Genomic DNA, 18,955 nt, shown 5'->3' on the forward strand with positions numbered 1-18,955 from the left:
CTCCCCGGCTGAACCGCACCCCAAGCGCGGCCCCCCCTCCTCCCTGGGCCAGCGTTGCGCGGCGGCGCCCCCTCCTCCTCCCAGGGCGCCGCCGCTTTTCCCGGACCGCTTCTGGAACCGTCCCTTCCGCGTCACGTTATCGTTGCGTCAGCGGAAAGGCGTCGCCATGGCCAAGCATCGCGTCGGATCGAAGGTCGAATGGGATTGGGGCAAGGGCACGGCCACCGGCACGATCGCCGAATCCTTTACCGAGCCGGTCGAGCGCACCATCAAGGGCAGCAGGATCAAGCGGAACGCCGACGCGGACAACCCCGCCTATCTGATCGAACAGGACGACGGCGGCCGGGTGCTGAAAAGCGATTCCGAATTGCGCAAGGCGACATAGGGCTTTCGGTGCCGACCGTCGCACGCTAAGGCGGATCATGCTCAGCTATCAGCACGCCTATCACGCCGGAAACCTGGCCGACCTGCACAAGCACGCGCTGCTGGCCGTTGCGCTGGATTACCTGACCCGCAAGGACAAGCCGCTGTCCTATCTGGAAACCCATGCCGGGCGCGGGCTTTACCACCTGGACGGAATCGAGGCGGCCAAGACCGGTGAAGCGCAAGCCGGCATCCGACGCGCCGAAACCGAGGACTGGCTGCCCGGCGACCATCCGCTTTTGGCCGCCATGACACAGGTCCGCCGATCGCATGGATCCCATGTCTATCCCGGATCGCCCCTGATCGCCGCGCATTTCCTGCGCCGGGGCGATTCCGCGCATCTGGCCGAACTGCATCCCGCCGAATTCGACGCCCTGTCCCTGGTCGCGGGCTTTGCCACCCTGCATCGGCAGGACGGGTTCCAGATGGCGCAGGCCGTGTGCCCGCCCACGCCCCGGCGCGGCCTGATGCTGATCGATCCCAGCTATGAAGTGAAAGCCGACTATGCCGCGATTCCCCGCCAGATCGGGCTGATCGCGCGCAAATGGAACGTGGGCGTCATCGCGCTGTGGTATCCGATTCTGACCGATGCCCGCCACGCGCCCATGCTGGAGGCGCTGGAAACGTCCCATCCCGGCGCGCTGCGATCCGAAGTGGCCTTTGCCCCCGCCCGCCCCGGCCATGCGATGATCGGGTCGGGGATGTGGATGCTGAACGCTCCTTTTGGCCTGGGCGATGAGGCCGCACGCATCGAAGCGGTCTTTCGCCACCGCGCCTGATCGGGGGAATTCCCCTGCCCCGGCGCTTGTGCCATGATGATTGCAGTCAACCAAGGCGGTCCCCTCATGTCGCAGCGACTTTCCATCAGCGCCACTGTTCTCATGGCCTTGTCCGTGGCATTGGGCCTGTATTTCGCCTTTGCCGCCGTCCAGGGACCGTCCGGCATCCTGCGGCGCATCCAGATCGAATCCGAAACGGCCGAACTGGCCGCCGAACGCGACCGACTGAAGGCCGAAGTGCAAGAGATGCAGAACCTGACCCGCAGGATGTCCGACGAATATCTGGACCTCGATCTGTTGGACGAACGCGCGCGAGAGGTGTTGGGGCTGATCCGCGCGGACGAGGTTCTGCTGCGCTGACGCATCGTCACCCTGGCCCCATCGTCGCGGATTGCACCCCCTTTCGTGATCGGCTACGGATAGTTTAACGCTGAACTATTCTGACCGCGCTTTGAGGAGGACCCCCCGCATGGCCAGGAAGCCTGCCCCCGCAGCCCAGACACAGACCGCCCAGGCGCCGTCCAACGTGTCCAGGGACGAGCTGCTGCAATACTATCGCGACATGCTGCTGATTCGCCGGTTCGAGGAAAAGGCGGGCCAGCTTTACGGCATGGGCCTGATCGGCGGCTTCTGCCATCTGTACATCGGCCAGGAAGCGGTCGTGGTCGGGCTGGAGGCCGCCACCAAGGACGGCGACAAGCGCATCACGTCTTATCGCGACCATGGGCACATGCTGGCCTGCGGCATGTCCGCGCGCGGCGTGATGGCCGAACTGACGGGCCGCGAGGGGGGATATTCCAAGGGCAAGGGCGGCAGCATGCACATGTTCAGCCGCGAAAAGCATTTCTACGGCGGTCATGGCATCGTCGCGGCGCAGGTGCCGCTGGGCGCGGGCTTGGCCTTTGCCGACAAGTATCTGGGCAACGACAACGTGACCTTCGCCTATTTCGGCGACGGCGCGGCCAACCAGGGCCAGGTCTATGAGACCTACAACATGGCCGTCCTGTGGGATTTGCCGGTCATCTTCGTGATCGAGAACAACCAGTACGCCATGGGCACCTCGATGAAGCGGTCAACACGCTCGACCACGCTTTATGGCCGGGGCGAGGCGTTCGGGATTCCCGGCGAACAGGTGGACGGCATGGACGTGCTGGCCGTGAAGGCGGCGGGCGAAAAGGCCGTGGCCCACTGCCGCGCGGGCAAGGGGCCGTATATCCTGGAGGTCATGACCTATCGCTATCGCGGCCATTCGATGTCCGACCCGGCGAAATACCGCACGCGCGAGGAAGTGCAGAAGATGCGCGACGAACGCGACGCCATCGAACACGTCCGCGAACTGCTGCTGCAAGGCAGCCACGCGTCCGAAGACGACCTGAAGGCCATCGACAAGGACATCAAGGACATCGTGAACGATTCGGCCGAATTCGCCAAGGAAAGCCCGGAGCCGGGCTTGGAAGAACTGTGGACCGACATTTACGCCAAGGATCTGCCGCAGGGCAGCGCCGAAGAACACGCCTGAGGGAGGGTCGAACGAATGGCTGTTGAAATCCTGATGCCCGCCCTGTCCCCGACGATGGAGGAAGGGACGCTGGCCAAATGGCTGAAAAAGGAAGGCGATGCGGTGAAATCCGGCGACATCATCGCCGAGATCGAAACCGACAAGGCCACGATGGAATTCGAGGCCGTCGATGAGGGCATCTTGGGCAAGATCCTGATCGCCGAAGGATCGCAAGGTGTGAAGGTCAACACCCCCATCGCCGTGCTGGTCGAGGAAGGCGAATCCGCCAACGACGTGAAGGCCCCTGCCCCGCAGGCCGCCCCTGCCGAGGCAAAGGCCGAAGCCCCCGCCGCGTCTGCCGTCGAACAGGTCAGGACGCCCGAACCCGACCGCAGCCCCGACTGGCCGGAAGGCACCGCGATGAAGACCATGACCGTGCGCGAGGCGCTGCGCGAGGCCATGTCCGAGGAAATGGAGCGCGACGAGACCGTCTTCCTGATGGGCGAGGAAGTCGGCGAATACCAGGGCGCCTACAAGATCAGCCAGGGATTGCTGGACAAGTTCGGTCCGCGCCGCGTCGTGGACACCCCGATCAGCGAAATCGGCTTTGCAGGCATCGGCACCGGCGCCGCCCTGGCGGGCCTGCGCCCCATCGTGGAATTCATGACCTTCAACTTCGCCATGCAGGCGATGGACCACATCATCAACTCGGCCGCCAAGACGCTGTACATGTCGGGCGGGCAGATGGGCTGTCCCATCGTGTTTCGCGGCCCGAACGGCGCCGCCGCCCGCGTGGGCGCCCAGCACAGCCAGGATTATGCGGCCTGGTATGCCTCGGTTCCCGGCCTGAAGGTGGTGATGCCCTATACCGCCGCCGACGCCAAGGGCCTGATGAAGCAGGCGATCCGCGATCCGAACCCGGTCATCTTCCTGGAAAACGAGATTCTTTACGGCCGCAGCTTCGAGGTGCCGGACCTTGAGGATTTCACCATTCCCTTCGGCAAGGCCCGCATCGCGCGGCAGGGCAAGGACGTGACCATCATCAGCTTCGGCATCGGCATGGCCCATTCCCTGGAAGCGGCCGAAAAGCTGGCCGGGGAGGGCATCGAGGCCGAGGTGATCGACCTGCGCACCCTGCGCCCCATCGACTATGCTACCATCATTGAATCGGTGAAAAAGACCAACCGCTGCGTCACGGTCGAGGAAGGCTTTCCGGTCGGCGCCATCGGCAACCACCTGTCGGCCCATATCATGGAAAACGCCTTTGATTACCTGGACGCGCCGGTCATCAACTGCACGGGCAAGGACGTGCCCATGCCCTATGCCGCCAATCTGGAAAAACTGGCCCTCATCACCGCCGCCGAGGTTGTCGAGGCGGTGAAGAAAGTCACCTACAGGTAAAGGGAACGCGTTATGCCGACAGAAATCCTGATGCCCGCGCTGTCCCCGACCATGGAGGAAGGGACGCTGGCCAAATGGCTGGTCAAGGAAGGCGACGCGGTGAAATCCGGCGACATCATCGCCGAGATCGAGACCGACAAGGCCACGATGGAATTCGAGGCCGTCGATGAGGGCAAGATCGGGAAAATCCTGATCGCCGAGGGCAGCGCCGGGGTCAAGGTCAACACCCCCATCGCCGTGCTGCTGGAAGACGGCGAGGACGCGTCCGCCGTATCCAGCCCCGCCCCCGCCAAGACCGCCGCGCCTGCCTCCGAGGAAAAGGCCGCCGCCGAAAAGGGCTATGGCGGTCCCATCGGCGCGCCGGTCGCGGGCGATGGTGGTCCGGAAAAAGCCGCGCCCGCCAAGGCGGAGGGCGGCCGGGTCTTCGCCTCGCCCCTGGCGCGCCGCATCGCCGCCGAAAAGGGCATCGACCTGTCGGGCATCACCGGCACCGGTCCGCGCGGCCGAATCGTCAAGGCCGATGTCGAGGGCGCTAGGCCCGGCGCCGCCAAGGCCGCACCAACTCCCACTGCCGCGCCGTCGGCCGCCCCGGCCCCCACAGCGGCCCAGGCGCCCAAGGCGCCCTCGGCCGACGCCATCCTGAAAATGTATGCCGACCGCGAAACGACCGAAATGCCGCTGGACGGGATGCGCCGCACCATCGCCGCCCGCCTGTCCGAGGCCAAACAGACCATCCCGCATTTCTACCTGCGCCGGTCGGCCAAGCTGGATGCGCTGATGACGTTCCGGGGCGATCTGAACAAGCAGCTTGAAGCCCGCAAGGTCAAGCTGTCGGTCAACGACTTCGTCATCAAGGCCTGCGCCCTTGCCCTGCAAGAGGTGCCGGATGCCAACGCCGTCTGGGCCGGCGACCGGATCCTGAAGCTGAAGCCGTCCGACGTGGCCGTGGCCGTCGCCATCGAAGGCGGCCTGTTTACCCCGGTCCTGAAGGACGCGCATCAAAAGACCCTGTCGGCCCTGTCGGCCGAAATGAAGGATCTGGCGGGCCGCGCCAAGACCAGGAAGCTGGCCCCCCACGAATACCAGGGCGGCAGCTTCGCCATCAGCAACTTGGGCATGTTCGGGATCGAGAACTTCGACGCCGTCATCAACCCGCCGCACGGCGCGATCCTGGCGGTCGGCGCAGGGATCCAGACCCCGGTGGTGGAAAATGGCGAGGTGGTGATCCGCAACGTCATGTCCATGACCCTTTCGGTCGATCACCGGGTCATCGACGGCGCCTTGGGTGCGCAGCTGCTGGAGGCCATCGTGAACCATCTGGAGAACCCGATGGGAATGCTGGCCTGAAACCCCTTTTTTACTCACAAGGGGCGCCCCCGTGGCGCCCCTTTCGCATCTTTGCCTTGGTGTAAATATCCTCGGGGGGTCCGGGGGGCGAAGCGCCCCCGGCCTTCGCGGAACGCAGATCAGGCCAAAGCCTTTTCGATGGCGCCGACAAAGGCGTCCAGATCGTCCGGGTTGCGGCTGGTGATGATGCCCCGGTCCACGACGACCTTCTCGTCCACCACATCGGCGCCCGCATTCTTCATGTCGGTGCGGATCGAGCCATAGCTGGTCAACCGTCGGCCCTGCGCCAAGCCCGCCTCGGCCAGCAGCCAGGGGGCATGGCAGATCGCGGCCACCGGCTTGCCCGCTTCGGCAAAGCTGCGGATCAGATCGACCGCCGTCTTGTCGGTGCGCAGGGTATCGGGGTTGATGACGCCGCCGGGCAGGACCAGGGCGTCGTAATCGTCTGCGCGGATGTCCGAAATCGCCTTGTTCGCTTTGACCGACTTGCCCCAGTCGTCCTTGTCCCAGCCCTTGATGTCGCCCGTGTCGGGGGCGGCGATGTCGACCTGATGGCCCCCGGCCTTCAGCTTTTCCAGCGGCACGAACAGTTCGGACTGTTCGTATCCGTCCGACGCCATAATCAGAACCTTTGCCATGATGGTCTCCTTTGCGCGTTCAGCCCACCCAATGCGACCTGGCCCGCGAAGTTCCGATCATTCCGCCGGTTGCCGGGGCCGGTTCAGCCCGATCCGCCGGGACACCCAGCCGGTCAGCCGGTCCTGCCCGCCATGGATCAGCGAGAACAGCGACGGCACGAACAGCAGCGACAGCACCGTAGACAACAGCAGCCCGCCGATCACCGCGATGGCCATGGGTGCGCGGAATTCGCCCCCTTCGCCCGTCGCCAGGGCCGACGGGATCATGCCGGCGCTCATGGCGATGGTGGTCATGACGATGGGGCGGGCGCGCTTGTGCACGGCGTCCAGGATGGCGTCGCGCTTGGTCGCCCCCTTTTCGATGGCGGACAACGCGAATTCCACCAGCATGATCGAATTCTTGGTGACAATCCCCATCAGCATCAGGAACCCGATGACCACGGCCATGCTGATCGAATGTCCCGTGACAAACAGTGCCAGGATCGCGCCGCCGATGGCCAGCGGCAGCGACAGCAGGATCGACACCGGCGTGATGAAGTTGTGAAACAGCAGCACCAGCACGACATAGACCAGCATAACCCCCGCCCCCATGGCCGTGCCGAAGGCACCGAACACCTCGCCCATGATCTCGGCATCGCCGGACGGCTGGATGCGGGTGCCGGGCGGCAATTCGATCCGCGCCTGCAATTCCGCCACCTGGGCGCTGACCGGGCCAAGCAACTGCCCGTCGGCAAGGTTTGCGCTGACCGTGGTCTGGAACTGGCGGTCATAGCGCCCGATCTCGGTCGCGCCAGCCGATAGGCTTACATCGGCCACGGCGCCCAGCGGCACCTGGCCCTGCGATGAATTTACCCGCAGATTCTGGACCGTCACCAGGTCGGCGCGGGCATCGGCGTCCAGCCGGACGACGATGGGGATCTGTTCGTCGCCCGCGTTGAACTTGGCCAGGTTCGATTCGACATCGCCCAGTGTCGCCACCCGCAGCGTCGTCGCCATCTCGCTGGTCGAAACGCCAAGCTGGGCGGCGACATCGGCACGCGGGGTGATCTGGATTTCGGGCCTTTGCAGCCGGGCCGTGGTCGTCACGGTTTCCAGGGACGGCAGCGCCGACATGGCGGCGGCAAGCCGTTCGGCGGCCAGCGTGGCGCCGTCCTCGGTCGTGCCCAGGACGTTGATGGTCAGGTCGTTCTGGCCGTCTTCATTTTGAAAGTTGATGCGCATGTCGGGCGTGCCGGACAGGCGTTGCTTCAGGTCTTCCTCCAGCACGAATTGCGACCGCTCGCGGGTTTCCTTCTTGCCGTAATTAATCATCGCCCGCGCCTCGGTCACGTCGGACCCGTCGCTGTAGACAAAGACCGACTGCACCTCGGGCACCTCGTCGATCCGGGCGGACAGGCTGCGGGCCGAGTCCTCGGTATCGGCGATGGTGGCGCCGGGGGGCAGTTCGACCTCGATCTGGCTGCGGCCGATGTCGGATGCGGGGATGAATTCGGTGGGCAGCAGCGTCGCGGACCAGATCGACCCCGCAAAGATCCCCAGGCCCGTCAGCAGCGTCAGCCCGCGATGGCGCAGGGTCCAGCGGACGATGCGCATCAGGCCCCGCATGACGAAGCCGTCGCGCTGTTCCGTGCCATGCACCGTGCCGCGCATCAGATAGGCGGCCATCATCGGCGTGATGATCCGCGCCACCAGCAGCGAGAACAGGACCGACACCGCGACCGTCAGCCCGAACTGCTTGAAATACTGCCCCGGAATGCCGCCCATGAAGCTGACCGGCGCAAAGACCGCGACGATGGAAAAACTGATGGCGATGACAGTCAGGCCTATCTCGTTGGCGGCTTCCTCGCTGGCCTCGTATGCGGGAACGCCCATGCCGATATGACGGACGATGTTCTCGATTTCCACGATGGCGTCGTCGACCAGGATGCCGGTGACAAGCGTGATCCCCAGCAGGCTAATGCCGTTCAGCGTGAACCCCAGCCAGTGCATCACGAAGAACGTGGGAATGATCGACAGGGGCAGCGCCACGGCGGCGACCAGTGTGGCGCGCCAGTTGCGCAGGAACAGGAACACCACGATCACGGCCAGGGCCGCGCCTTCGTACAGCGTTTCCATGGCGCTGTGATAGCTGGCCTCGGTATAGGTGGTGGCATCGTCGATCAGGGTGATGCGGACGTTCGGGAACCGTTCACCGATCTGGGCCAGGCGTTCCTTGGCCCCGTCCCCCGCCGCAAGGTCGGACGCGCCGGTGGTGCGATAGATGCCGAAGGCCACGACCGGCTGGCCGTCCAGCAAGGCAAAGCTGCGTTCCTCGGCCGGGCCGTCGATCACCCGGCCCAGCTGATCCAGCCGGATTGTCCTGCCCAGGGCGATCGAGATGGGCGCGCCCGCCAACTGTTCGACGCTGTCCGCCGCGCCCAGGGCGCGGATCGAATATTCACGCCCCACCAGATCGCCGCGCCCGCCGCCCAGATCGATGTTGCGTGCCCGCAGCTGGTTCGACACATCCGCTGCCGTCAGTCCATGGGCCAGCAGCCGGTCGGGATCCAGATCGACCTTGATCTCGCGGGCCGCCCCCCCGATCCGAGAGGTCTTGCCGACGCCCGGAACGGTGGACAGCTCGCGCCCGATCACATCGTCCACGAATTTCGACAAGGCTTCGATGGACTGGGTGGGATCGCTGACGGCATAGGTCAGAATCGGCATTCCCGTCACGTCCAGACGCTGCACCAGCGGTTCGCTGATGCTTTCGGGCATTTGCTGGCGGACGTTCGACACCGCGTCCTTGACGTCGTTCACCGCCCGGTCGCTGTCGGTTTCCAATTCGAATTCCACGACGATCATCGCCGTGCTGTCCGTCGCGGTCGAGGTGATGTGCCGCACGCCCGTGACGGATGCGATGCTGTCCTCGACCGGCTGGATGACCTGAGAGGTCAGTTCGGACGGCGCCGCGCCGGGCTGGTCGATCATCACCTGCACGATGGGCAGGTCGATATTGGGCATCGCCGTGACCGGCAGGCGGTTGAAACTGTAAAGCCCGACGATCAGCAGAACCAGAAACACCGCGATCGGCGGGACCGGATGACGGATCGACAGGGTGGAAAAGTTCATGGCCCGGTCCTCTCGGCCGCGACCGCGCGCACCCGGTCGCCCGTCCGGAAAAACGCCCCGGACCGGGCAATGACCTGTTCGCCCGCGGCCAGCCCCTCAATGATTTCGCGCCGTCCATCCCACAGCAGGCCTGCACGGATGGGGCGGGTTTCAACGACGTTGTTCCTGACGACCTGAACGCGTTCGCCCTGGCTGTCGGCCAGAACCGCGCTGGCGGGAACGGTCACGGCCTGTCTCCGGTCGGTGATGATCCAGCCGCTGGCGAACTGGCCGACCCTGATCCCGGCCGAGGAATCGACGGAAATGCGCGTGACGCCCAGCCGCGTGACCGGATCGACCGAGGCCGGGACCAGCCGCACCGTCCCCGCAACCGTTCCGATACCGGCCACGGTGATTTCGGCCGGATCGCCGACGGACAGGCCCGCCAGGGCGGTTTCAATCACCTCGGCCGACATTTCGACCGCGCCATCGGCCAGCAGGGTGAACAGCGGGTCGGCTCCGCCACCAGCCATGGCACCCAGTTCAGCGCGGCGGGCAACCACAAGGCCCGCGACCGGGGCAACAATGGCGGCACGATCCAGGTTCAGTTCCGCAATCCGCCGCGCGGCCTGGGCCTGGGCCAGTGCGGCACGGGCCACCGCCAGCCCGTCCGCAGCCGATGCCGCCTGGGCGCGGGCATTCGCCTCGGATGCGACGGCGTCGTCCAGCGTGGACTGAGAGGCGGTCCCACCCTCGCGCAGCCGCTGGACGCGCTGCAAGACCGTTCGGGCCTGGGTCAGGGACGCGGTGGCGCTGTCGATGGTGCTTTGGGCCTGGCCCACGCCCGCCTCGGCCCGCAGATATTCGGCCTGGGCCTGCTCCAGTTGGGCGGACAGCGTTTCGGTGGACAGGCGCGCCAGCACCTGCCCCTTGGCTACGCTGTCGCCCGCCTCGGCCAGGATCGCGGTGATCTCGTGGCCGGAAACCTGGGGAAAGACCTGCACTTCCCGGCGCGCGACGATGGTGCCCGACATCGGAACACGGGCCTGAACCGCGGATCGGACGGCGGCTGCGACGGTCACGGACGGCGCCGGCCGGGCCGACGCTTCGGATGCGGCGGCGGGTTCATTGGCCGAAACGGTCAACGGCAGGATCAGCGCAGCAAGAAGAACGGCAAGAAGTCGCATGGTGCATCCCGACATCCCGATGACCTGACCGGCAACATAATCACCCGACCGCCCGGCAACAACGCGTCCTGTTGGCGCAAGGTCAGAAGTTGACCGCGACCCCCGGCAGGTTCAGTTCCGCGATCAGGTCGCGCAGTTCCTGCCGCGCGGCGATGTTGGACATCGACAACTGTTCGGTGCCGATGTCCTTGAGATCGAGCAGCGTCAGCCCACGCGGAAACAGTTCGCGAAAGATGACGCGTTCGGAAAAGCCCGGCGCAACGCGGAAACCGATGCGTTTCGACAGCGATTGCAGCGCGCCGCCGACCTTGCGCTTGTTGTGCATGGCCTGTGTGCCCAATCGGTTGCGCAGCACCAGCCAGTCGATCGGTCCCGCCCCCGCCTGCGCGCGCATCTGCCGCGCGGCCCAGACCATTTCCGCATAGATCGACGGCCCCAGGATCTTTCCTTCGGGCGACAGCCGGGCCAGCAGGTCGAAATCGACAAAGCTGTCGTTCATCGGCGTTATCAGCGTATCGGCCAGCGTGTGCGCCATCTGGCTCAGCTTGGTATGCGATCCGGGGCAGTCCAGCAGGATGAAATCGCAGCACGTTTCCAATGCGGTCAGGGCGGGCGTCAGTGGATCGCCCCCGTCGCCCATGACGCCCATCACGGGCATGGGCAAATCCAGCCCTTCGCGCTGCGCGAAATGGGCCCGGTTTTCCAGATACCGGCCAAAGCTGCGCTGGCGCACGTCCAGATCCAGCCCGCCGACGCGGTGGCCCATGCGGACCAAGGCCGTCGCCACATGCATCGAGGTGGTGGATTTGCCGCTGCCACCCTTTTCGTTGCCCACAACGATGATATGCGCCACACGCCGCCCCTTGCCGGTCTTCGTTGGCGCGGACCCTAGCCGGGCACCGGGCCAAAGGAAAGCGCCGCCCGTCCGAACGCCAGCCCGATGATGCAAGAACGCCGCGCAGGGTGCCATCTGCATGATCTGCAAAGATAATCAATCACGATCAAGAAAGTCGATTTTTCTTGCGCGGCGGGTGGAAGTTTGGCCTAATGGGCCTCAAGCCGCTTTTGGGAGGAAGCCGCCATGACCCCGAACTTCATCACCGGACTTGCCGTATCCACGCCCACCGCCGTGGCCGATCCGCTGGCCTTGTGGATGGACGACCTGCCGGCCGTGCGCCGGAACCTGGGCTTTGCCACCATCGTCATTGGCGCGCGCCAGCAGGCGCAAGGCCCGGTGCTGCATTATCTGCGCGACGGGCGTGTCTGCATCGACGCAGGCGGTCGCGTGCTGACTGGCCGCAGCGTGACGCCCAAGCCCGCGCCCCGCAGTCTTTGGTCGCGACTCAGCGGTCGCCACCCCAGCTAGGGCGCAACCCTGTCGGTCCGCAGCAGCAAGGCCAAGGCGCCGAGAATGGCCAGAAGGCCGGGCAAAAGGGGGGCGCCCGGCCTTTCGGCGCCGAACGCGGCCTCCAGCAGAATGACCCACACCGGCGTCAGATAGGTATAGGCCATCACCTTGGCCGCAGGCAGGCGCAGCGCGGCATACTGGACCAGCATCGTGGACAAGGCGCTGGCAAAGACCGCCACATAGAAGATGGTGATCCAGACGATCGCGGGCAACGCGCCCCAGGCGGTCCCCGCCAGCGCCCCCCATCCCCAGACCGCCGTCAGCATCCCGCCCGCGGCCAGCGTCCCGAGAGAGGAGATCACCGGCCCCTCGCCCCGGTTCAGCCGCCGCACCAGCGGGGTATACAGCGCGTGCAGCGCGCAGCCGGCGAAATAGATCGCCTCGCCACGACCGATCTCCAGCCGGATCAGCGCGGCCGGATCGCCGCGAAAGATCACCCACAGCGCCCCTGCCCCGCCCAGGGCCAGCGCCGCCGCCAGATGCCCGGTCATGCGTTGGCGCAACAGCAGCCAGCCGAACCCGGCCGCCATGATCGGCGTCAGCGTGAACACGGCGCTGGCGGCCACGGCGGGCGCGGTCTTCAGCCCTTCGAACATCAGAACAAAGTATCCCGCGAAGGCGCCTCCCAGCGCCAGATACCGCCACGGCGCCTCCAGCAGCGCGTGCGGTCTGCCGCGGCCGGGGGCCAGCGCCGCGATCCCGGCCAGCACGCCCGCCGCGATGACGAACCGCGCCACCGTGATCGCCGCCGGGTCGATCAGGTTCGCGGTGCGCACCCCCAACGAAAAGGATCCCGCCACGACCGCCGAAAACAGTCCCATCGCGGCATGGCCGCGCAGGGCCTCGGATCGGCTCACGTCCGGCCAAGCATGTAGAATTCGTCGTTGGCGCGGAAATCCCCGGCATTGGCCATCCGGTTCGACATGCCGAAGAACGCCGCGATCGCGCCGATGTCCCAGATTTCGTCCGCGTCGAACCCGGCATCGCGCAGCGCCTGATGATCGGCATCGCCGATCCGGTGGGCGGCCACCGTGACCTTTTCGGCATAATCCAGCATCGCACGCTGCCGGTCGGTCAGGTCGGCCTTGCGCCAGTTGACCGCGATCTGGTCGGCGATCAGCGGATTCCTGGCCCGGATACGCAGGATCGCGCCATGGGCCACCACGCAGTACTGGCAGTTGTTGATGCCGCTGACCGCCACCACGATCATCTCGCGCTCGGCCTTGGTCAGGCCGGTGTCCTTGTCCATCAGTGCCTGGTGATAGGCGAAAAAGGCGCGGAATTCGTCGGGCCGGTGCGCCAGCGCCAGAAAGACGTTCGGCACGAAGCCGGATTTTTCGGCGACCTGGGCGATGGCCTCGCGCATGTCGTCGGGCAGGGCTTCCAGATCGGGCACGGAAAAGCGGCTGATGGGATGGGTCATGGGTTCCTCCTGCCCGTCACCTTGGCTTGCGCGCGGGCGCAAGAAAAGGGTCAGCCGTCGCGCAATGCGGCAAGCGCCGCCTGCACCTTGGGCATGCGGTGCAGGTCCACATGCGTGACCAGCCACAGCCGCGAATCCCATTCCGGCAAGGACATCACCTCGGCCAGCCCTTCGGCGCGCGACGGGGACAGGGGGCCGATGGCCAGGCCCGCGCGGATGGCCGCTTCGCGCGCGGCATCGTCGTTGGCGGTCAGCACGACCTGGTCCGGCCGGATCCGGTCGCGCAGCCAGACCATCAGCGGCGCGTTGCGGGCCTGCGGTCCCGGCAAGGCAAACCGATGGCCCGCGATGTCCGCGACCGGCCCATGCGCCGCGACATAGGCGTGCGCGGCATAGATCGGATGACGCACCCGGCCCATCGGGCGGACGACATAATCCGGCTCGGTCGGCTGGCTGCCTGCGCGGATCGCCACATGCGCCTCTCCGGCGTCCAGGCGGAACAGGCGCACATCGGTGGCATAGTTGATCCGCAGGCTGGGATGCCGGCGCATCAGATCGATCAGCCGCGGCATGACGACATCGGCCAGATCGGGCAGAGAGGTGACGACCAGTTCCCCCTCGATCCGGTCGCTGCCGCCCGCGATCTGCGCGGCCAGTTGGGCAAAGCGTTCGTCCGCGTCGCCCGCCACCTTCAGCATCGCCTGCCCCGATTCCGTCAGCGCGTAACCGCGCGGGTGACGCTGGAACAGCCTGGTCCCCAGCCGGGATTCCAGACTGTCGATGCGGCGGATGACAGTGGCGTGATGGACACCCAGCGCCTCGGCGGCGCCGCTGACGGTGCCGGTGCGCGCGACCGCTAGGGCAATGCGCAAATCGTCCCAACTGTCGATGCTCATGTGCACCTCCGCACAGACATTGCGCGTTTATCGCCCTTTCGTTCGCTGATGCATAGACCTAAATCCAGAACGACGCATCAGACCCGAACGGACCCCGCAATGAACATCCTGCATATCGACAGCGCCATCACCGGCGACGCCTCGGTCTCGCGCAAGCTGACGGCCGATATCGTGGCCAAGCTGACCGACGCCAATCCCGGTGCGACCGTCACTCATCGCGACCTGAACGATGGCGTGCCCGCCATCGACAGCGACTGGTTCGCCGCCGTCCGCCTGGCGCCGGAACATCCGACGCCGGAACAACAGGCGCTGATCGCCACCTCGGACGCCTATCTGGCCGAGGTTCAGGCGGCGGACGTGCTGGTGATCGGCTTGCCCGTCTATAACTTCAACCTGCCTGCGCAGTTGAAGAACTGGCTGGACCAGATTGCTCGGGCCGGAAAGTCCTTCCGCTATACCGCCGAAGGCCCGGAAGGGCTGTTGACGGGCAAGCGCGCCATCGTCGCCTACAGCGCGGCGGGCACGCCCTTCGGGTCCGACTTCGATCATGCCTCGGGCTACCTGCGCTTCATGCTGGGGTTCCTGGGCATTGCGGATGTCGATTTCGTGGCCGCCGACCGGCTGGCCATGGACCGCGACGCAGGCCTTGCCCGCGCGCAGGACGCGCTGGACAAGCTGGCGGCCTGATCTGCATTGTTAAAGAGTGTGGCGGCCTGCGTTGACTCGCGGGCCGTTTTTGCGTATCAGGCCCCGGATTCCCGGAAGGATTGGCCTTCCGGTCCCTGCGCCATCGTGGGGATCGACCCCCGTCAGCGCGTCGCGCCCACGGGGGCCGCACTGTTTTGGACCCAAGGAGGCCCGGCGATGTTCGAGAACCTTTCCGACCGTTTGGGCGGCGTCTTCGACCGGCTGACCAAGCAGGGCGCCCTGACCGAGGACGACGTGACCGCCGCCATGCGCGAGGTCCGCGTGGCCCTGCTGGAGGCGGACGTGTCGTTGCCGGTCGCGCGCAACTTCGTCAAGGCCGTCACGTCCAAGGCCACCGGATCCGCCGTCACCAAATCGATCACGCCCGGCCAGCAGGTCGTCAAGATCGTCCATGACGAACTCATCAAGACCCTGCAAGGCGATGACGCGCCCGACGCGCTGCGCATCGACAACCCGCCCGCGCCGATCCTGATGGTCGGGCTGCAAGGGTCGGGCAAGACCACCACCACCGCAAAGCTGGCCCTGCGCCTGAAGGACCGCGAGAAAAAGCGTGTGCTGATGGCCTCGCTGGACACCAACCGCCCGGCGGCGATGGAGCAGTTGGCGATCCTGGGCCAGCAGATCGGGGTCGATACCCTGCCCATCGTGCCGGGCCAGACCGCCACGCAGATCGCGAGCCGCGCGAAACAGCAGGCCAGCCTCGGCGGCTATGACGTGGTGATGCTGGACACCGCCGGACGTCTGCACATCGATCAGACGCTGATGGACGAGGTTCAGGCCGTCCGCGACATAGCAGGGCCGCGCGAGACCCTGCTGGTGGTCGATGGCCTGACCGGCCAGGACGCGGTGAACGTCGCGACCGAGTTCGACGGCAAGGTCGGCATCAGCGGCGTCGTGCTGACCCGGATGGACGGCGACGGACGCGGCGGCGCGGCGCTGTCGATGCGCGCCGTTACCGGCAAGCCGATTCGTTTCGTCGGGCTTGGCGAAAAGATGGACGCGCTGGAAGCCTTTGACGCCGGGCGCGTCGCGGGCCGGATCCTCGGCATGGGCGACATCGTGGCCCTGGTGGAAAAGGCCCAGCAGGTGCTGGAGGTCGAGCAGGCCGAACGCATGATGAAGCGGTTCCAGAAGGGGCTGTTCAACATGAACGACCTGCGGGGCCAGCTGGAACAGATGCAGAAGATGGGCGGAATGCAGTCCATCATGGGCATGATGCCCGGAATGGCCAAGATGGCCAAGCAGGCCGAGGCCGCAGGCATGGACGACACGGCCATCACCCGCCAGATCGCCCTGATAAATTCCATGACGAAAAAGGAACGCGCCAATCCCGACATGCTGCAAGCCAGCCGCAAGAAACGGATCGCCGCAGGCGCGGGCATGGACGTGTCGGACCTGAACAAGCTGCTGAAGATGCAGAAGCAGATGGCCGACACGATGAAAAAGCTGGGCAAGATGGGCAAGGGCGGGATGCTGAAACAGGCCATGCGCGCCATGACCGGCAAGGGCGGCGGGCTGCCCGACATGGAAAACTTCGATCCCGCCAAGATGGCCGAAGCCCAGAAGATGTTGCAGGATCCGCGCGGCCTTGGCGGCCAGTTGGGCAAGGCCGGCCTGCCGGGCGGGCTGTCGGGCCTGTTCGGGAAGAAGTGATGGACGCCCCCACCGATAACGCGACCGATCCCGTCGCCCGCGCCGCCGCCCTGTTGCGCGACCACCGCGCCAGCATCGACCGGCTGGACGCGATCCTGGTCTATACGCTGGCCGAACGCTTCAAGCACACCCAATCCGTCGGCCGCCTCAAGGCCGAACACGATCTTCCGCCGTCCGATCCCGCCCGCGAAGCGCAGCAGATCGAACGGCTGGAACGCCTCGCGCGCGAGGCCGACCTGGACCCGGAATTCGCGCGCAAATTCCTGAACTTCGTGATCGCCGAAGTGATCCGGCACCACGAAACCTTCCAATCCTAGGGGCATTGCCCCACCACGCCATTCTGCAAGGAGAAACCCAATGGCAACGAAAATCCGTCTGGCCCGTGGCGGCAGCAAGAAGCGCCCGCATTACGCCATCGTCGTGTCCGATTCCCGAATGCCGCGCGACGGTCGCTTTCTGGAAAAGCTGGGCACCTACAACCCGCTGCTGGCCAAGGACAGCGAGGACCGCATCACGCTGGACTTGGACCGCGCCAAGCACTGGCTGGACCAGGGCGCCCAGCCGACCGACCGCGTGGCCCGCTTCCTGGAAGCCGCCGGCGTTCGTGAAAAGGCCACCCGCGCCAACATGAAAAAGGCCGAGCCGGGCAAGAAGGCCAAAGCCCGCGCCACCGAAAAGGCCGCGAAAGCCGCCGCCCCGGCCGAGGCCGAATAATCCGGACGGGCGGGGGCGACCCCGCCCTTTGCCTTTCACGGGGGCCGCATGACACAGGACCGCATCTGCGTGGGCGCGATCGCCGGGGCCTTCGGGGTCCGGGGCGAGGTGCGGCTGAAAAGCTTTTGCGCCGAACCGGCGGATATTGCCACCTACGGCCCTTTGACGACCGAGGACGGCAAGCGCAGCTTTGCCGTGAAACTGACCCATCCCGTCACCGGCGGCCTGGGCGCGCGGCTGTCGGGCGTCGCCACGCGCGAGGATGCCGAGGCCTTGCGGGGCGCGACCCTTTGGGCGCCGCGCGCCGCCCTGCCCTCGCTTCCCGACGACGAATTCTATCACGCCGACCTGATCGGGCTGGAGGTCGTCGATACCGGCGGCGCCCCTCTGGGCCGGGTCCGCGCGATCTTCGACCACGGCGCGGGCGACATCCTGGAGGTGGTGGGCGGCAAGGACGTGCTGCTGCTGCCCTTTACCCGCGGCGTGGTGCCGACCGTGGACCTGACCGCGCGCCGCATCGTGGCCGATCCCCCGGCCCCGGATGAGTGACCAGCCCAAATCCCATGGCCGGCTGTCCATCACAGCCAGCCTGCGCCCGCGCGAACTGATGGCGGAACCGCAGGTGCACGGCGCCTGGACCGCCAGCATCGTCACCCTGTTCCCCGAGGCGTTTCCCGGCATCCTGGGCCTGTCCCTGACCGGCAAGGCCCTGGCGCAGGGGCTGTGGAACCTGCGCACCATCCCCCTGCGCGACTTCGGCATGGGCAAGCACCGCAACGTGGACGACACGCCCGCAGGCGGGGGCGCGGGCATGGTGATCCGCGCCGACGTGATGGACGCCGCCCTGCGCGAGGCCCGGCAAGGCCCGCCCCGCCCGGTGATCTACATGTCCCCGCGCGGCGCCCCACTGACCCAAGCCCGCGCCCGCGATCTGGCGCAAGGCCACGGCGTCACCCTGATCTGCGGCCGGTTCGAGGGCGTGGACCAGCGTGTCCTGGACGCCCACGCCATCGAGGAAATCAGCATCGGCGATTATGTCCTGACCGGAGGAGAGATCGCCGCCCAGGTCTTGATCGACGCGACGGTTCGCCTTATACCGCGCGTGCTGGGGAATCACGACTCTCTGGCCGAGGAATCCTTTTCCATCGGCAACAGGGGGCTTCTGGAAGCCCCCCAGTTCACGAAGCCCGCCCAATGGGACGGCCGCGCGATACCCGAGGTTCTGCTGTCGGGCAATCACGCGGCCATTCAGCGTTGGCGGGCGAGTGAGGCCGAAAGGCTGACCAAGCAACGCCGCCCCGACCTGTGGCGGGCATACCAGGACGGTATGGACCCGGCAAAGGACCGACAGCTCTCGGGCGCATCAGACCAATCGCGGAACCACCGCGAGCATGACAAGGATCAACAGCGATGAACCTGATCGCAGAACTCGAAGCCGAGCAGATCGCCCAGCTTGGCAAGACCATCCCGGATTTCAAGGCCGGCGACACCATTCGCGTCGGCTATAAAGTGACCGAAGGCACGCGGTCGCGCGTCCAGATGTATGAAGGCGTCTGCATCGCGCGCAAGGGCGGCAGCACCATCAGCGCCAGCTTTACCGTGCGCAAGATCAGCTTTGGCGAAGGCGTGGAACGCGTGTTCCCCCTGTACTCGACCAACATCGATTCGATCGAGGTCGTGCGTCGCGGCAGGGTCCGCCGCGCCAAGCTGTATTACCTGCGCGACCGTCGCGGCAAATCGGCCCGCATCGTCGAGAAAACCAACTACCGTCCCAAAGCCGACGCGTAAGC

At 66.2% G+C, this 18,955-nt stretch carries 21 protein-coding genes; 14 read left to right on the forward strand and 7 right to left on the reverse strand.

What is annotated here, in order from left to right:
• Nucleotides 1-166 precede the first annotated feature (166 nt).
• From CHB77_RS05425 to CHB77_RS05450, 6 genes are all read left to right on the forward strand, one after another.
• Nucleotides 167-385 (forward strand): hypervirulence associated TUDOR domain-containing protein, encoded by a 219-nt coding sequence (locus CHB77_RS05425; protein ID WP_089387189.1) that lies wholly within the window; start codon nucleotides 167-169, stop codon nucleotides 383-385.
• A 37-nt stretch (nucleotides 386-422) separates the two neighbouring features.
• A complete protein-coding gene (rlmJ, locus tag CHB77_RS05430; protein ID WP_089387190.1) occupies nucleotides 423-1,202 on the forward strand; it encodes a 23S rRNA (adenine(2030)-N(6))-methyltransferase RlmJ in 780 nt (259 codons plus the stop codon).
• Between the two features lie 66 nt (nucleotides 1,203-1,268).
• Nucleotides 1,269-1,562, forward strand: a complete 294-nt coding sequence (locus CHB77_RS05435; RefSeq protein WP_089387191.1) for an FtsB family cell division protein — start codon at nucleotides 1,269-1,271, stop codon at nucleotides 1,560-1,562.
• 109 nt (nucleotides 1,563-1,671) lie between these two features.
• Nucleotides 1,672-2,721: a pyruvate dehydrogenase (acetyl-transferring) E1 component subunit alpha gene (gene pdhA, locus CHB77_RS05440; RefSeq protein ID WP_089387192.1), complete on the forward strand. Its 1,050-nt coding sequence runs from the start codon at nucleotides 1,672-1,674 to the stop codon at nucleotides 2,719-2,721.
• 15 nt (nucleotides 2,722-2,736) lie between these two features.
• A complete protein-coding gene (locus CHB77_RS05445; protein ID WP_089387193.1) occupies nucleotides 2,737-4,101 on the forward strand; it encodes a pyruvate dehydrogenase complex E1 component subunit beta in 1,365 nt (454 codons plus the stop codon).
• A gap of 12 nt (nucleotides 4,102-4,113) precedes the next feature.
• Nucleotides 4,114-5,448 (forward strand): pyruvate dehydrogenase complex dihydrolipoamide acetyltransferase, encoded by a 1,335-nt coding sequence (locus tag CHB77_RS05450; RefSeq protein WP_089387194.1) that lies wholly within the window; start codon nucleotides 4,114-4,116, stop codon nucleotides 5,446-5,448.
• A gap of 119 nt (nucleotides 5,449-5,567) precedes the next feature.
• On the opposite strand, the gene CHB77_RS05455 is transcribed toward CHB77_RS05450, so the two are convergent.
• The 4 genes from CHB77_RS05455 to CHB77_RS05470 form a co-directional block, all read right to left on the reverse strand.
• Nucleotides 5,568-6,086: a type 1 glutamine amidotransferase domain-containing protein gene (locus CHB77_RS05455; protein WP_089387195.1), complete on the reverse strand. Its 519-nt coding sequence runs from the start codon at nucleotides 6,084-6,086 to the stop codon at nucleotides 5,568-5,570.
• Between the two features lie 57 nt (nucleotides 6,087-6,143).
• A complete protein-coding gene (locus CHB77_RS05460) occupies nucleotides 6,144-9,197 on the reverse strand; it encodes an efflux RND transporter permease subunit (RefSeq protein WP_089387196.1) in 3,054 nt (1,017 codons plus the stop codon).
• Nucleotides 9,194-10,363: an efflux RND transporter periplasmic adaptor subunit gene (locus CHB77_RS05465; protein ID WP_242626540.1), complete on the reverse strand. Its 1,170-nt coding sequence runs from the start codon at nucleotides 10,361-10,363 to the stop codon at nucleotides 9,194-9,196. Before CHB77_RS05465 ends, CHB77_RS05460 begins: the two co-directional genes overlap by 4 nt.
• An 82-nt stretch (nucleotides 10,364-10,445) precedes the next feature.
• Entirely contained in the window at nucleotides 10,446-11,216 is a 771-nt protein-coding gene (locus CHB77_RS05470) for a division plane positioning ATPase MipZ (RefSeq protein ID WP_089387198.1), read from the reverse strand.
• A gap of 228 nt (nucleotides 11,217-11,444) precedes the next feature.
• Here CHB77_RS05470 and CHB77_RS05475 point away from each other — a divergent pair, with 228 nt between their 5' ends.
• Entirely contained in the window at nucleotides 11,445-11,729 is a 285-nt protein-coding gene (locus CHB77_RS05475) for a hypothetical protein (RefSeq protein WP_089387199.1), read from the forward strand.
• Here the strand turns inward: CHB77_RS05475 and CHB77_RS05480 are convergent.
• The 3 genes from CHB77_RS05480 to CHB77_RS05490 are packed head-to-tail and all read right to left on the reverse strand — an operon-like array spanning nucleotide 11,726 to nucleotide 14,090.
• Nucleotides 11,726-12,592: a DMT family transporter gene (locus tag CHB77_RS05480; protein ID WP_089387574.1), complete on the reverse strand. Its 867-nt coding sequence runs from the start codon at nucleotides 12,590-12,592 to the stop codon at nucleotides 11,726-11,728. The genes CHB77_RS05475 and CHB77_RS05480 overlap by 4 nt on opposite strands.
• 32 nt (nucleotides 12,593-12,624) lie before the next feature.
• Entirely contained in the window at nucleotides 12,625-13,194 is a 570-nt protein-coding gene (locus CHB77_RS05485) for a peroxidase-related enzyme (RefSeq protein ID WP_089387200.1), read from the reverse strand.
• 50 nt (nucleotides 13,195-13,244) lie between these two features.
• Entirely contained in the window at nucleotides 13,245-14,090 is an 846-nt protein-coding gene (locus tag CHB77_RS05490; RefSeq protein WP_089387201.1) for a LysR family transcriptional regulator, read from the reverse strand.
• A 99-nt stretch (nucleotides 14,091-14,189) separates the two neighbouring features.
• Between CHB77_RS05490 and CHB77_RS05495 the strand changes: the two genes are divergently transcribed.
• The 7 genes from CHB77_RS05495 (at nucleotide 14,190) to rplS (ending at nucleotide 18,953) form a co-directional block, all read left to right on the forward strand.
• Nucleotides 14,190-14,777, forward strand: a complete 588-nt coding sequence (locus tag CHB77_RS05495; protein WP_089387202.1) for an FMN-dependent NADH-azoreductase — start codon at nucleotides 14,190-14,192, stop codon at nucleotides 14,775-14,777.
• 177 nt (nucleotides 14,778-14,954) lie between these two features.
• Nucleotides 14,955-16,451, forward strand: coding sequence for a signal recognition particle protein (gene ffh / locus CHB77_RS05500; protein ID WP_089387203.1), 1,497 nt, complete (start codon nucleotides 14,955-14,957; stop codon nucleotides 16,449-16,451).
• Nucleotides 16,451-16,768, forward strand: coding sequence for a chorismate mutase (locus CHB77_RS05505; RefSeq protein WP_089387204.1), 318 nt, complete (start codon nucleotides 16,451-16,453; stop codon nucleotides 16,766-16,768). The genes ffh and CHB77_RS05505 overlap by 1 nt, the downstream gene beginning before the upstream one ends.
• Before the next feature lie 40 nt (nucleotides 16,769-16,808).
• Nucleotides 16,809-17,165, forward strand: coding sequence for a 30S ribosomal protein S16 (gene rpsP, locus CHB77_RS05510; protein ID WP_089387205.1), 357 nt, complete (start codon nucleotides 16,809-16,811; stop codon nucleotides 17,163-17,165).
• A gap of 48 nt (nucleotides 17,166-17,213) precedes the next feature.
• Nucleotides 17,214-17,714: a ribosome maturation factor RimM gene (gene rimM / locus CHB77_RS05515; protein ID WP_089387206.1), complete on the forward strand. Its 501-nt coding sequence runs from the start codon at nucleotides 17,214-17,216 to the stop codon at nucleotides 17,712-17,714.
• Nucleotides 17,707-18,579 carry a tRNA (guanosine(37)-N1)-methyltransferase TrmD gene (gene trmD, locus CHB77_RS05520; RefSeq protein ID WP_089387207.1) on the forward strand — a complete coding sequence of 291 codons (873 nt, stop codon included), beginning with the start codon at nucleotides 17,707-17,709 and terminating at the stop codon, nucleotides 18,577-18,579. Before rimM ends, trmD begins: the two co-directional genes overlap by 8 nt.
• Nucleotides 18,576-18,953 carry a 50S ribosomal protein L19 gene (gene rplS, locus CHB77_RS05525; RefSeq protein WP_089387208.1) on the forward strand — a complete coding sequence of 126 codons (378 nt, stop codon included), beginning with the start codon at nucleotides 18,576-18,578 and terminating at the stop codon, nucleotides 18,951-18,953. Before trmD ends, rplS begins: the two co-directional genes overlap by 4 nt.
• The last annotated feature ends 2 nt before the right edge of the window (nucleotides 18,954-18,955 follow it).

The sequence above is a fragment of the Paracoccus sediminis genome (genome assembly GCF_900188295.1).
Taxonomy (GTDB): domain Bacteria; phylum Pseudomonadota; class Alphaproteobacteria; order Rhodobacterales; family Rhodobacteraceae; genus Paracoccus; species Paracoccus sediminis.

Coding starts and splice junctions, on each gene's coding strand:
- CHB77_RS05455 (WP_089387195.1), bottom strand. CDS start 6,086: ATGGCAAAGGTTCTGATTATGGCGTCGGACGGATACGAACAGTCCGAA.
- CHB77_RS05465 (WP_242626540.1), bottom strand. CDS start 10,363: ATGCGACTTCTTGCCGTTCTTCTTGCTGCGCTGATCCTGCCGTTGACC.
- CHB77_RS05435 (WP_089387191.1), top strand. CDS start 1,269: ATGTCGCAGCGACTTTCCATCAGCGCCACTGTTCTCATGGCCTTGTCC.
- rimM (WP_089387206.1), top strand. CDS start 17,214: ATGACACAGGACCGCATCTGCGTGGGCGCGATCGCCGGGGCCTTCGGG.
- CHB77_RS05505 (WP_089387204.1), top strand. CDS start 16,451: ATGGACGCCCCCACCGATAACGCGACCGATCCCGTCGCCCGCGCCGCC.
- CHB77_RS05480 (WP_089387574.1), bottom strand. CDS start 12,592: ATGGGACTGTTTTCGGCGGTCGTGGCGGGATCCTTTTCGTTGGGGGTG.
- pdhA (WP_089387192.1), top strand. CDS start 1,672: ATGGCCAGGAAGCCTGCCCCCGCAGCCCAGACACAGACCGCCCAGGCG.
- CHB77_RS05485 (WP_089387200.1), bottom strand. CDS start 13,194: ATGACCCATCCCATCAGCCGCTTTTCCGTGCCCGATCTGGAAGCCCTG.
- CHB77_RS05460 (WP_089387196.1), bottom strand. CDS start 9,197: ATGAACTTTTCCACCCTGTCGATCCGTCATCCGGTCCCGCCGATCGCG.
- CHB77_RS05475 (WP_089387199.1), top strand. CDS start 11,445: ATGACCCCGAACTTCATCACCGGACTTGCCGTATCCACGCCCACCGCC.
- rlmJ (WP_089387190.1), top strand. CDS start 423: ATGCTCAGCTATCAGCACGCCTATCACGCCGGAAACCTGGCCGACCTG.
- rpsP (WP_089387205.1), top strand. CDS start 16,809: ATGGCAACGAAAATCCGTCTGGCCCGTGGCGGCAGCAAGAAGCGCCCG.
- CHB77_RS05445 (WP_089387193.1), top strand. CDS start 2,737: ATGGCTGTTGAAATCCTGATGCCCGCCCTGTCCCCGACGATGGAGGAA.
- CHB77_RS05490 (WP_089387201.1), bottom strand. CDS start 14,090: ATGAGCATCGACAGTTGGGACGATTTGCGCATTGCCCTAGCGGTCGCG.
- CHB77_RS05450 (WP_089387194.1), top strand. CDS start 4,114: ATGCCGACAGAAATCCTGATGCCCGCGCTGTCCCCGACCATGGAGGAA.
- CHB77_RS05495 (WP_089387202.1), top strand. CDS start 14,190: ATGAACATCCTGCATATCGACAGCGCCATCACCGGCGACGCCTCGGTC.
- trmD (WP_089387207.1), top strand. CDS start 17,707: ATGAGTGACCAGCCCAAATCCCATGGCCGGCTGTCCATCACAGCCAGC.
- rplS (WP_089387208.1), top strand. CDS start 18,576: ATGAACCTGATCGCAGAACTCGAAGCCGAGCAGATCGCCCAGCTTGGC.
- CHB77_RS05425 (WP_089387189.1), top strand. CDS start 167: ATGGCCAAGCATCGCGTCGGATCGAAGGTCGAATGGGATTGGGGCAAG.
- ffh (WP_089387203.1), top strand. CDS start 14,955: ATGTTCGAGAACCTTTCCGACCGTTTGGGCGGCGTCTTCGACCGGCTG.